Annotated in this window: 13 protein-coding genes; 5 read left to right on the forward strand and 8 right to left on the reverse strand. The window is 38.9% G+C overall.

Features of this window, described 5'->3' with window-relative positions; all coding sequences use genetic code 11:
• Positions 1–4: 4 nt before the first annotated feature.
• The 3 genes from FPV17_RS10930 to pdxR all read right to left on the reverse strand — a co-directional run bounded on the left by FPV17_RS10930 (position 5) and on the right by pdxR (position 3,188).
• Positions 5–919: an ABC transporter permease gene (locus tag FPV17_RS10930; protein ID WP_144559013.1), complete on the reverse strand. Its 915-nt coding sequence runs from the start codon at positions 917–919 to the stop codon at positions 5–7.
• 18 nt (positions 920–937) lie between these two features.
• Positions 938–1,558 (reverse strand): TetR/AcrR family transcriptional regulator, encoded by a 621-nt coding sequence (locus tag FPV17_RS10935; RefSeq protein WP_035398245.1) that lies wholly within the window; start codon positions 1,556–1,558, stop codon positions 938–940.
• A gap of 235 nt (positions 1,559–1,793) precedes the next feature.
• A complete protein-coding gene (gene pdxR / locus FPV17_RS10940) occupies positions 1,794–3,188 on the reverse strand; it encodes a MocR-like pyridoxine biosynthesis transcription factor PdxR (protein ID WP_035398247.1) in 1,395 nt (464 codons plus the stop codon).
• Positions 3,189–3,296: 108 nt separating this feature from the next.
• Here pdxR and FPV17_RS10945 point away from each other — a divergent pair, with 108 nt between their 5' ends.
• Positions 3,297–4,010: an aspartate/glutamate racemase family protein gene (locus FPV17_RS10945; protein ID WP_367614606.1), complete on the forward strand. Its 714-nt coding sequence runs from the start codon at positions 3,297–3,299 to the stop codon at positions 4,008–4,010.
• Positions 4,011–4,052: 42 nt separating this feature from the next.
• Here the strand turns inward: FPV17_RS10945 and FPV17_RS10950 are convergent, their stop codons facing one another.
• From FPV17_RS10950 to FPV17_RS10960, 3 genes are read right to left on the reverse strand one after another with little or no spacing between them, the layout of a single operon-like run.
• Complete coding sequence (locus tag FPV17_RS10950) at positions 4,053–4,850, reverse strand: MBL fold metallo-hydrolase (RefSeq protein ID WP_060705280.1); 798 nt, start codon at positions 4,848–4,850, stop codon at positions 4,053–4,055.
• A gap of 11 nt (positions 4,851–4,861) precedes the next feature.
• On the reverse strand, positions 4,862–6,295 hold the full coding sequence (locus FPV17_RS10955) for a DEAD/DEAH box helicase (protein ID WP_144559014.1): 1,434 nt from the start codon (positions 6,293–6,295) through the stop codon (positions 4,862–4,864).
• A gap of 55 nt (positions 6,296–6,350) precedes the next feature.
• Entirely contained in the window at positions 6,351–6,821 is a 471-nt protein-coding gene (locus FPV17_RS10960; protein ID WP_035398250.1) for a peptide-methionine (S)-S-oxide reductase, read from the reverse strand.
• Between the two features lie 159 nt (positions 6,822–6,980).
• Here FPV17_RS10960 and FPV17_RS10965 point away from each other — a divergent pair, with 159 nt between their 5' ends.
• Complete coding sequence (locus tag FPV17_RS10965) at positions 6,981–8,195, forward strand: MFS transporter (protein WP_144559015.1); 1,215 nt, start codon at positions 6,981–6,983, stop codon at positions 8,193–8,195.
• 122 nt (positions 8,196–8,317) lie between these two features.
• Here FPV17_RS10965 and FPV17_RS10970 read toward each other — a convergent pair whose 3' ends face one another.
• Positions 8,318–9,163 (reverse strand): YitT family protein, encoded by an 846-nt coding sequence (locus FPV17_RS10970; protein ID WP_035398253.1) that lies wholly within the window; start codon positions 9,161–9,163, stop codon positions 8,318–8,320.
• 197 nt (positions 9,164–9,360) lie between these two features.
• Here FPV17_RS10970 and motA point away from each other — a divergent pair, with 197 nt between their 5' ends.
• The 3 genes from motA to ytvI all read left to right on the forward strand — a co-directional run bounded on the left by motA (position 9,361) and on the right by ytvI (position 12,189).
• Positions 9,361–10,167, forward strand: a complete 807-nt coding sequence (gene motA / locus FPV17_RS10975; protein WP_144559016.1) for a flagellar motor stator protein MotA — start codon at positions 9,361–9,363, stop codon at positions 10,165–10,167.
• On the forward strand, positions 10,145–10,915 hold the full coding sequence (locus FPV17_RS10980) for an OmpA family protein (RefSeq protein WP_060705281.1): 771 nt from the start codon (positions 10,145–10,147) through the stop codon (positions 10,913–10,915). The genes motA and FPV17_RS10980 overlap by 23 nt, the downstream gene beginning before the upstream one ends.
• 143 nt (positions 10,916–11,058) lie before the next feature.
• On the forward strand, positions 11,059–12,189 hold the full coding sequence (gene ytvI, locus FPV17_RS10985) for a sporulation integral membrane protein YtvI (protein ID WP_060705391.1): 1,131 nt from the start codon (positions 11,059–11,061) through the stop codon (positions 12,187–12,189).
• Between the two features lie 39 nt (positions 12,190–12,228).
• Here ytvI and FPV17_RS10990 read toward each other — a convergent pair whose 3' ends face one another.
• Positions 12,229–12,765: a TraR/DksA family transcriptional regulator gene (locus tag FPV17_RS10990; RefSeq protein ID WP_144559018.1), complete on the reverse strand. Its 537-nt coding sequence runs from the start codon at positions 12,763–12,765 to the stop codon at positions 12,229–12,231.
• Positions 12,766–12,857 lie beyond the last annotated feature (92 nt).

Below are 12,857 nucleotides of genomic sequence, written 5' to 3' on the forward strand. Positions count from 1 at the left end.
GCTCCTAGTTATATTTAATACGGGGGTCAAGTACCCGGTATAGCAAATCTGTAAGTAAATTAATCACAATCGTAATGAATGCGATGACAAAAACAATCGCTTGAACGACAGCCATATCGCTATTTTCCATTGCCGTAAGCAATAAACGCCCGATACCAGGCCAAGAAAAAACGGTTTCAACAACTATGGCTCCTCCTATTAACTGAGGAAACTGTAAGCCGATAATTGTCACAACAGGTATGAGTGCGTTTAAAAAGACATGTTTCCCAATAACTATTCTTTCTTTTTGTCCTTTCGCACGTGCGGTTTGAACATATTCTTGTTCAATGACTTCAAGCACGCTTGCACGAGTTAACCGAGTCATTTCGGCTGCAAGTGCGATACCTAACGTAAAGGCAGGCAACACAAAATGTAAAGGAGATGCGGCTCCTGATACAGGAAAGATTGGAAACAGAACAGCAAAAAATAATATAAGCATGATGCCAATCCAAAAGTTTGGCATTGCTTTTCCCACTATGGAAACCCCAGAAATCAAAAAATCTAAAACCGTGTTTCGTTTTAAGGCTGCATAAATACCAAGAGGAATTGAAATGATGATAGCAATTACCATTGCAATCAAGGAAAGCGTGAGTGTTGCTGTGAGTCGGCTAAACACTAAATCGCTAGCTGGCTGTTGATATTGAAGCGACATGCCGAAATCACCTCGAACTAAATCCCCTAGAAAACCCATATATTGAACGAGAAAGGGCTCGTTCAACCCTAATGATTCTCTTAACGCCTCTCGATCAGCAGGTGTTGCATTTTCAGGGAGCATCATAGAAACAGGATCACCGGCAACATAGACAAGACAAAAGATAATAAAGGTTAGAATGAGTAAGCTTGGGATGACTTGTAGTAAAATTTTTTTAAGTAAAGACAATGCATCCACCTCCCTTAATTAAGAATGAGACGACGTAAAACCTCGTAGTCCGAAAAATTCAAATGAAACGATTTGACGCGCCATCTCTTCTGCATTTAGTGTTGCAAGAGAATCTCCTTCACGAAAAAGCCAGCGATCAATTGTTCCAAATACTAAGCTAGCTAGCATAGCGGCTAGAGTATGGTTGCTATACGTTGCAGGAAGCATATGTAATTCTTGCGCTCGTGCGATGTTATTTGCAAATGCTTGCTCAATTGCTTGTAGTGTAGACGCAATTTGGCTACGAATCTTTTCATCACTATCTTGCCCCGTTTTTAGCAGCAATTGCATATAATCCTTATTTGATTCTGCATACGAAAATAATGTTTGCATCAAATCTTTTGAAGAAGTCGTCATATCGTTTAACGATCCGACTTGTTTTCTGTAACCAGAATAAATGACGTTTAATAAATACCGTTCTCCTTCTTTTAAAATGTGTAGAACAATCGCTTCTTTATTCTTAAAATGCCAATAGAACGTACCTTGAGCAACACCAGCTTGTTTAACGATGTCAGATACCTTTGTTTTATGAAATCCCTTTCGTGCAAGCAGTGGCAAGGCTGCGTCCATTAATACTTGTTGATTTTCAGTCGTATGCATTGTTTCTCCTTTCTCTTGATTGACGAGTCAGTCAGTTATCCAATAATCCTAATATATTTAGTCGGATATAAATTGTCAAGTATTTCTTACCGCAGATGTAACGAATCATTTAAACGTATGATCATTTCCATCTTTATAAGAAATAAGATTGATCACGATAACCGATTGTACAGGCGGCTGTTTTTGACGGCCATTCATATGTGAAAAGTTCATCGTATATAAACCACCACCCTCCTTATTCGGCAACACATGAAGTGAGTGCTTTTTTTAATCGCTTAATTCCTTCTAATATATCTTCTTCTTGTAAATGGCCATATCCGAGCACCAGCTCGTTTTGATGCTGACCCTTTTCAATGGAAAAATGTTCTACTATGATGGCGTGAACATGGTGGTTTACCAAGTCATGCGCATGAATTCGGTTTACATTATTAAAGCGAACAACTAAGTGCATACCTGCTGCTTGGCCGATAATGTCGCACTGGGAAAATGTAGCTTGAATGGCCTCTACGAGCACCTTCCTTCTCTTCGCATACAGCTTCTTCATTCGTCTAATATGCTTTTCAAATAAACCCTCTTTTATAAACATTGCTAATGCCACTTGTTCTAACGAAGACGTGTGACGATCTGTAAACCACTTTTGTTTCTTTGCTCGTTCTACTAGATGGTAAGGCAGAACCATATAACCAATACGCAAACTCGGCGATAGAATCTTACTAAAGGTGCCCAAATAGATAACGTGTTCTGTATCAAGTGATTGCATCGCTTGAACAGGTGTGCCTTCATAAATAAATTCACTATCATAATCATCTTCAATAATATAGGTTTCCATTCTTCGTGCATACTCCACTAATTCAATCCTTCTCTTTACTGGCAATATAGCACCAAGTGGAAATTGGTGAGATGGAATAGTAAAAACAAAACGTGGTTTGTGATTCTTCGGTAAGTGAGCTGGATTAATTCCGTGTTCATCTGTATGAATTGGTTCAATCTTGGCCCCAGCTTCTGTGAAAATGCTCCTCATTTCCTCAGTAACCGGATCTTCAACGCAAACCTTTTCTCCGACTGTTTGTAACAACGTCGTTAATAATGAAAGTGCTTGTGTAGCCCCTGTTGTAATAACGATTTGATCAGGTAGAGCTTCTACACCTCTTAAGCGTCCGAGGTAGTTGGCAATCGCTTCTCGTAGTTGGACGTGACCTAAGGCAGACTGGTAACCAAATACATCTTCATTTGCTGTAAGGCATACCTGTTTGTACGTATTGGCCCATGCTTGTCTAGGAAAATGATCAAGAGCTGGCTGACTCGCTTTAAAGTCAATGATCGGTTCTTCCGGCTGATGGATCTGTTTTTCAAACGGTGGCATTTGTCTTCGTTCTTTTTTAAAAGCAAGCCCTTTAGATACGTACGTACCTGACCGCGGGATACGGTATATATAGCCTTCCATTAGCAATTGCTCATAGGCTTCATTCACCGTATTACGTGATACGCCTAATGAGTGAGCCAATTCCCGTGATGAAGGTAGCTTTTCATTTTCACGCAATTGACTAGCCAAAATTCTTTTCCTTAGTTCCTCTTCAATTTGAACAGCAAGTGTCTGTTCTTCGTTTCGTGATAAAGTAAACCAAAGCATTGTATTCTCCTCCTGGTACTATTAAACCAATCTAAATGTGGATCTTTGTTGGTCCAGTATATCATGGTACGCTCTATTAAGATTATTTAAATGAAAAGGAGCGTTCAAATGATGAAGACAATTGGATTAATTGGTGGATTGAGTTGGGAATCTTCAGTGTCCTATTATCAATATATTAATCAATATGTAAAGAGAACATACGGAGGACTTCATTCTGCAAAATGTTTATTGTATTCCTTTGACTTTCAAGAAATCGTTCATTTACAAAAAGCAGGAGAATGGGCAGAAGCGACGGAACGGATGGTTGAAGCGGGGAATAAGTTAAAAGCAGGCGGTGCCGACATGCTTGTTATTTGTACGAATACCATGCATTTAATGGCAGACGAAGTAGAAGCAGCAACGGGCCTTCCTGTTATTCATATTGTTGATGCACTAGCAGAAGCTATTAAAGCACAAGATATGAAATCAATTGGTTTAGTAGGAACCCAGTTCACAATGGAAAAACCTTTTTACCGTGAACGGATGGCGCGTCATGGGATTGAACTGATTGTTCCAAATGAAGAAGACCGTAAAAAAGTCCACGATGTTATATTTAACGAGCTATGTGTTGGCACAACTTGTGCAAACTCCAAGCAGTACTACTTATCTGTTATTGACCAACTTGCTGCAAAAGGCGCAGAAGGTGTTATCCTTGGTTGTACCGAAATTCCATTACTTATCAATCAAAACGATTGTGCACTCCCATTATTTGATTCAACAAAACTCCATGCAGAAAAAGCCGTTTCGCTCGCAATTGAACGTAACGAAAAAAAAGACCATTAAGTAGGGTCTTTTTTTCGTTACACAGTGAAATACATTTATATGTCATATTTCATTTTTGGCCATTTGTCTATTCATCGTATGAATGTGTTTCATTCCTTCAAAAAATAAATATTCTTGACGTAAAGCCATTTCAAACTCTTTGTCGTCTTTATCAAGCAGAGTTAAATACCTGTTAGCAGAAAGCAATCTTTTATCGAGTTCCTCTTTTTGCTGAGTAACTGAGCCATGACCAGGTATATGAATGGCTATCGTATGCTGACTTAAAATGGTTTCAGCTAGCACCATTGTTTGGCGGTAATCTCGGTAGCTACTAAATATAAAGGGAAACTCAACATCAGATAAGTAATCACCAGAAAGAAAAATACCCTCTGGTTCAATAACGGTAAACAGGGAATCATCTGTATGCCCAGGGGCGTGATAAAATGTTAATGTTAGTGAACCTAATCGTAACTGTTGTTTATTGTGTGTGACAACAAAATCAATAGTAGGATAGATAGGTTTATAGCTTCGGTTTAAATAATACCTTTGATCAAACGTTCCTATTTTTTCTAGAATCGCTTCTTTGTCAGGGTTGTTTACAAATTGACTAGTCGCTATTCCTTTTGCTTCTGGGAATGCTCCAGCGCCAATAATATGGTCAAAATCACTATGAGTATAAATGATATATAGTGGTTTGTTTCCGAGATTGAGGTTAAGATAATTCTTTATTTCATCTACTTCACTCGGTAACCAATTTGGATCTGTCATAATGACAACATCGCTCGTTTCAATAATCGCTGACGTTGTCTTATATAATGAAGATTGGAAAACGGTTAGATTGCCTGCCCTGTATTGAATCATGATAGCCCCCGCTACTTTTTCGCCCGATGCACTTTTAACTTCTTTCCCTTCACCGTTGCTGTACGTAAATGCTCAAGAACATAAGCGCCTTTGTCATTAAGAATATCAACAAAGCTTGCTGTTTGTTCAACAGTTATCACACCAATATCGTTTGCATCTACGTTAGGTATTGAGGTGATGGTACCGACAATGTCTCCGGCGCGGATTTTCTTCTGTTTCCCACCATTTAAATAAAGTTTCGTAATTCCTTCGTCAATCTTTTTTTTATTCGTAGAAATCTCAACGATCTTTTTCTCTTGGTAAAAATTTAGTTGCTGTTCAAGGGAGACAACCGGCTCAACTTGCTCAATAAACGAAAAACCAAGCTCTTGTTCAAGTAATAGACGAGCTTCCTTTTCAACTGGTTTCATTAATAAAATGGACTTACCTATAGCGCCATTTCTTCCAGTCCTTCCTGTTCGGTGAATATAGTCTTCAACTGTTAGAGGCATGCTTGCATGTATCACAAGCGCTAATTCATGTACATCTATTCCTCTAGCCGATAAATTAGTTGAAATTAAGTAACGACAGCTACCTGCTTTAAATTGGGACATGGCATGTAAACGTTCTTCTTGCCTCATTCCACCATGCAATTTAGCTAATGCAGGGATTGATGCGTGCAAATCACGGTAAAGTTGATCAACGTCTTTTTGTGTCTCACAAAAAATCAGCGCATGATCTGGTCGTTCAGTGCTAAGTACATGGCGTATAAGTGTATCTGTACGCTTACTGGACACAACAAATGCATGGTGAATGGCCGGAGTCGCTGCTTTCTCTTCATTTTCAAGAAAGAGTGGTTCATCTAGTACTCGTTCTATTAACTGCTGCAGTGCATCTGGAAAGGTTGCTGAAAACAACAGGTTCGTTCGTGTTTTCGGTAGAAACTGAATAATTCCTTCTAGTTGATCAAGAAAACCACGATTAAATAGCTCGTCCGCTTCATCTATTACGAGATACTTTAGTTTTGATACATCCAGCGTCCCTTTTTGCAAGTGATCGAGGATACGCCCCGGGGTCCCGACAACGACATGGGTTTTTTGTTTAAGACTCCACTTTTGTTTTTCAAACGATTGCTTTCCAAAAATTTCTTTTACTTGAAGACGTTTAAACCGGCCGATAGCTGTTAAATCCTCTTTTACTTGAACGGCAAGTTCTCTTGTTGGTGTTAGGATTAGTGAATGAACTTTGTTTTCGTCCCAATTGATTTTATCGCATAGTGGAATCCCATATGCCGCAGTCTTACCGCTACCTGTTTGGGACTGCACAACAAAATCTTGTTTTTCATTTTTCACTAACAACGGAATCACTTTCTGTTGAATAGAAGTAGGGTTTATATACTGTAAAAAAGTCAATGCGCGCTTTATTTCCGCGCTTATAGGATACGTAGAAAATGGTTTATCTTTCATGGAACACCTCACTCTCCTAAGCATACGCTATTTACGACAAAATGGGAAAAGAGTTTTACGTATACTTTTGTAGCAGTTCTGTCGGTATATGACAATAATCATTCGGATATTTGTCAAGTCGATCTTGATGCTCTTCAGCGCTCTTTACATAATTTTGAAGTGGGCTTACCTCAACCATAATTCGATTAGAATCAGCTCTTGCAGCAATAAACTCTCGTGCATCGTTTAAATGCTCGATTTTCTCACTATAAACGCCTGTTCTATATTTCATTCCAACATCTATACCTTGCTTATTCAAACTGTACGGATCAATAATTTCAAAGAAGTAAGCCATTAAGTCTTTAACGGATAAAACAGTTGGATCAAATGTCGTTTTCACGCATTCGGCGTACCCGTCATAATTCACGTTAAGAGATTGGCTTGTACCATTTGCCCTACCAGCTTCTGTTTCGTGTACGCCTGGTAATGTTTTGATAAATGCTTGCACACCCCATAAGCAGCCGCCTGCAAAATAAATTACTTCCACTGACTACTCTCTCCTTTCGATCACGTTTTACCCAATTGTCATCTACAAGATTAACATAGGACGATAAGAAGACGTAAAAAAAGTCATAAAGAGCCCTTGCATACGACGTAACGTCACCATCTAGAATGAGACTTACTTTAGATGAAAAGGATGATCTCTATGGAAAAACCATTAATTAAAAATCCCCCCTTTATCTTTTTATTCAGTGCGAGTTTCTTAGCCATTATAGGCTTTAGTACGTTTTTCATGACCACAACATGGTTTGTAATTTCTGAACTAGGTTCAGCGAGTTCTCTCGGTATCATTCTTATCGCGATTACAGTACCACGCATTTTAATGATGGCGTTTGGTGGCGTTCTAGCTGATAAATTTAAGAAAACAACGATTATGTTTAGCACGAGCACAATCCAAGGCTTTCTATTACTGATCGTATTTTCTTTGCATGCTTCAGACCAACTAAGTTTTAGCTATCTTCTTATTATAGGCTTTTTATTTGGAACATTAGATGCGTTTTCAGGGCCAGCAGGAACCTCTTTAATTCCAAAAATGGTTGCGAAAAATCAAATCAAACAAGCCAATGCCATCATCCAAGGATTAGGGCAAATTGGCTTTGTAGTCGGTCCCGTTGTCGCAGGAACAATAATGGAGTTTGGTGGGATCACCTCTAGTTTCTTAACAGCTATGATTATCGTTTTTTTATCCGCTCTCTTTATGTTCCCACGTTTTTTAAAAGAAGGTCCTGTTGAGAATACCGTGAAACAAACACCTTTTAAAGATCTTCTTGAAGGCTTCTCCTATGTAAAAGCAAATTCTTTTCTCGTAACAGGAATTTTCATCTTAATTACGTTAAACTTTTTCGCATTTGGTGCGATTTCAATTGCCATACCGATTTTAGTAGAAACTTATGGAGGATCCCCCATTAATTTGAGCTACATTGAAGCCTCTTTAGCAATTGGCATGCTCGTTAGCACCGTCATTATCGGTACTGTTAAGCTTCGCAACCGCGGGTTAACATCTATCCTTGGGTTAATCGCAACATTACTAGTAGCATTAGCTTTTAGCCAAATTCCAAACTTAACAGCTGTAACCATTTTAGCGTTTCTGCTTGGATTTACCATGACGTTTGTCGCCATTCCATTCTTTACTTCTGCGCAAGAAGACACGGACCCTCGAATAATGGGAAGAGTGATGAGCATTATTTTTCTCGCTATGAACGGCTTTGATCCACTTGCTTATGCAGGAGTAACGCTGCTCGTTTCAAAAGGAATCGACATTCAAACGATTATTTTCGTTTTCTCTGTAATTGGCTTACTGATTGCTTTACTTCTATTTTGGAAAGGAAGAACGTATCGAACGTATCGTTCACAAATTTAATTTCAAGGGGAGAACAACGTGTTGCACGCATGTCATCCATACAGATACTTTTTCTGAATGCCATGTTGTCATCACAAGAAGAAGAGGGTCATATTCTAAACAGCTAAGGCTGTATCTCCTATTTAATGATCCTCTTTTTGTTTAAATGTTGAGCCTCTTGATTCATGGGCATCGATAATCGTGAAAAATGCATGTTTGTCGACTGCATAAATCGCTTTTTTCAACTGAATAATTTCCATTCGTTTTACAACAACATAGAGCACATCTTTTTTGTCACCTTCATAACCTCCTTGTGCTTTTAAGCGTGTTACCCCTTTTCCTAACCGCTGTGTAATAATCGTTGTCAATTCTTCATAATGACTCGATACAATCATTACTGCCTTTGTTGCATCAAGCCCTTCAACGACTGTATCAATGGCCTTTGCAGCAACATAATACGTTAAAACAGAATACATCGCGTTTTCAATTCCAAAAACAAAGGCTGCCCACGCAAAAACAAAAAGGTTAAAGACAAGAACACACTCACCCACAGTGAACGGCAATCGTTTTGTAATAATTAATGATAATATCTCAGTTCCATCCATTGCACCGCCATTCCTTATTACAATCCCAACGCCAATCCCTAATAACAAACCCCCGAAGATCGTCGCCAACAAAGGTGTATCTGTAATAGGAGCAAAATGAAATTGGTGTAAAATGGCCTCAGTAACGGCTAGTCCAACAATACCTAATAGGGAATAAATAAAAAAACCTTTCCCTAAATGTTTATATCCAATGTATAAAAAAGGAAGGTTGATAATAAAAACAAGCAGCCCAAAATTGATTGATGAAAGCTGATTCAGAATCAACGAGATACCTATTATTCCACCATCTATAATATTATTCGGTAATAAGAATAATTCAATTGCAACAGCAGCAAATATAGCTCCAATCAAAACAAATAGCCATCGTAACGAAAAATAAACCATCTGTATACACCTCTTCCTCTCATCTACTATGGACAATTGGAGAATTATTATGCAATTTTACCCATATTCTCGTCATTCTTTAGACTCAATTCTTGTGAACAAACCATGAATTCAAATAGGAACCTTCAATGTCGACTCATTTTGACCGATTTAATGGGTGAGACGTATTCTTAAATTAACATTAAAAGGAGACATACATGGATAAGTCATCATTCATTGGTATATTTTTTGGTATCTGTACACTCGTGCTTGGTATGCTTTTAAAGGGTTCAAGTCTTGAAGTTTTGTTAAATCCTGCTGCAATCGTCATTATTGTGCTAGGAACATTTGCTTGCGTTTTTATCGCATTCCCTTTTGAAGATATAAAACGAATTCCTAAGTTATTTCGAGTTCTTTTTTCAAATAGAAAGGGTATGACTCAACAGGACATTATTGAACAGTTCGTTGACTATGCATCGATTTCGAGACGAGACGGCATGCTCGCTTTAGAAGGAAAAATTGATGAAATTAAAGATCCTTTTTTTAAACAAGCCATTCGGATGATGATTGATGGACAAGATCCTGATTACATTCGTCATTCCTTACATGAACGAATTGACGCTATGCAAGAGCGTCATGCTTCTGGAGCTGCTATATTTAGTCAAGCCGGAACATATTCTCCGAGTCTTGGTGTGTTAGGAGCTGTTTTAGGTCTTATTGCAGCACTAGGGAATCTCGACGATATTACAATGTTAGGAGAGTCTATTGCAGCTGCGTTTGTGGCAACATTACTCGGTATTTTCTTTGGCTATGTGCTTTGGCACCCTTTTGCAAACAAATTAAAGCGAAAATCGACCAGGGAAGTATTACAACAGCACATGATTATAGAGGGAACCGTCGCCATTATCGGAGGAAGTTCTCCTCGTTCAGTTGAAGAATACTTAAGTGTCTATCTAGAAGAAACAGAACAACAACGAGGAAAAGGAGGCGTGAGAAGAGACGATGTCGCAGAAGCGGAGATTTAAATCTCGGTCTGAGAACGAACACGTGGATGAATCTTGGCTCCTCCCTTATGCAGATATGTTAACATTGCTTGTCGCTTTATTTATCGTTTTATTTGCTATGGGACAAGTCGATCAAGCTAAATACGATGAGCTCCGGGTTGTTCTCTCAGAAACGTTAGGTGGAAAAGGCGTTCTTGATTACCAAGACTCGATCGTTGAAGACGAAAGTCCGACACAAGAGTCTACAGAATCAGTAGAAGCGTTACTAAGTGAAGCTGCGGAAACTGAAAAAACCGAATTAGAAGAGTTACAATCCCGTCTAAATGGGTATATTGAAGAGAAGGCACTTGCTGATCGGTTACAAACAGAGCTCGGTGCTTCAGGACTGCTAATTACAATTAACGATGGCATTCTTTTTGATTCTGGCAGTGCGGAACTGAGACAAAACTCTCATGAATTAATGGATCAATTGTCTGCTATGCTTGCTTCCGACCCTCCCCGTTATATTCAAATTTCTGGTCACACCGATGATGTGCCGATGGGTGGAGCTAATTTTGAATCAAATTGGGATTTAAGTGGAGCACGTGCATATAATGTAATGAAGCTATTCTTAGAATCTGATTATTTAAAGCCCGGTCAGCTTTCCTATTCAGGTTACGGTGAATACCACCCTATTGCTACAAACGAAACAACAGAGGGAAGAGAACAAAACCGTCGCGTTGAAGTCCTCGTTCTTCCGTTAGAAAATCTTGCTGAACCAGCTTTATAATGATGTCTTTATTGTTCACACCGCTACGTTTCTTTTTACGTGCGGTGTTTTGCTTACCTGTCTAGATTTGACAGTAAAATAAGCACTCTTATACAATAAAGGATAGAAAGAAAGCTTACATGTTGTTGGAAGAAGGTGTGTCTTTGTCTAAAGAAGTTGGTTGGATGGCGTTACGAACACTCATCATCATCCTGTTTCTCATTCTTTTTGGCTGGCTTGTTGCCCAAGTCTTTTCACTTACATATCCATTCTGGTTTGCAGCTTTGTTTGCATGGATGCTCCAGCCAGTAGCACGTTTTTTTCAGTATAAGTTAAAATTCAACAAAGGCTTTGCGAGTCTTTTTGGTTTACTTGGCGGTATATTAGCGATAAGTGCAGTGTTAACGGGCATCGTTTTTCTTGTTTACTTCAGCTTGCGCGAGTTTTTTGAACAAGTCCCCATGTGGATCGAAGAAGGTGCAGCTAAAATTCAGCTTTACTTTAACGAGACCATTTTGCCGTTGTGGCATGAATTTCTTCGCACAATCGATCAATTTGATTCAGGTGGAACAAGTCCGCTATCAGAAGGAATCAATCAGCTTGGAACGTCGATTAGCAATATTGTTGGTAATGTCGGACAGGCTGCTTTGGACGTGGTGGCCAATATTTTAATTGGACTGCCAAGCTTTCTTGTTGCTTTTCTGTTTATCATTTTGAGTATTTATTTTATGGGTAAAAGCTGGAGTTTTTATCAGTCTGTTTACGATCGGCATGTTCCTCGTAAAGTTCGTTCTAAAGGAAAAGAATTTGTCCAAGCGACACGCATTCGTTTGTTTGGCTTTATACGTGCTCAACTTATTTTAATGGTTGTAACTGCGTTAATTGTGTTTGTTGGTTTACTTATTCTTAACGTTGAAAATGCGTGGATGCTTGCCATTGTTGTAGGTATTGCAGAGTTACTTCCTTACCTTGGAACAGGAACTATTTTAATTCCTTGGTTCATTTACTTATTTGTAACAGGAGATATGTCTGGCGGCTTAGGTATTGCGATTCTTTATGTCATTATCGTGATTGTTCGTCAAATGCTCGAGCCAAAAGTGCTTTCTTCCAATATGAATTTAAATCCTGTTGCTGTATTAATTTCGCTTTTTGCAGGCTTACAGTTGTTTGGAGCATTTGGTCTGTTCTTGGGTCCTGTTTTACTCGTACTCATCGTTATCTTAAACGATATCGGCTTTTTCCGCACCGTCATTTACTTTATACGGTTTGGTTTTGAGGATACAAACAGTAAATAAATACCCCCCATTCGTTAGTAAAACGAATGGGGGGTTTTATTATTGGTTGCTTTGTTCATCTGTCTTCTCCACATAGTGATGATCTGCATCTACTTCGCTAGAATGTTCATCCGCATCTTGTTCTCTCGCTAATTCTCTAGTCGTCTCAGTGTCTCGATCAAGTTGAGCGTGGTGTAAGCCGACCGCACTATCCTCTTCGCTACTATCTGCAAAGGGCTCCTCAGCTTCAGCTTGAGCTTCTGTTGTACGTTTAGCATACGGCAATGCTTCTAATCGCTCATATGGAATTTCCTTGCCTGTATCAATACAAGTGCCGTAGCTACCGTCTTCCATTCGCTCCAGTGCTTCATTAATCTCAGCTAATCGTTGTTCATCAGCTTCATTAATCGTTTGTGTTCGCACTCGATCCTCATATTCTGAGGCTGTTTCTGCTAAGTGATTATCTACACCACGAGCAATATCGCCTCTCATTTCCGACATTTCCCCTTCAGGTGTAGACGTTCGATTCTCTATTGAAGCTTTCATAGAATGTAATTCTTTTTTTAAATAGTTTAATTGATCAGTTGTTAATGACATTATGACTCCTCCAATCATTCGTTACCTAACTCTTTCCCTTATGATGCGTACTTTAAACAGTTAGACGTGAAACAAAAAAAACACTGCTATCG

It is taken from the genome of Shouchella miscanthi (assembly GCF_007725405.1).
Classification (GTDB): Bacteria; Bacillota; Bacilli; order Bacillales; family Bacillaceae_D; genus Shouchella; species Shouchella hunanensis.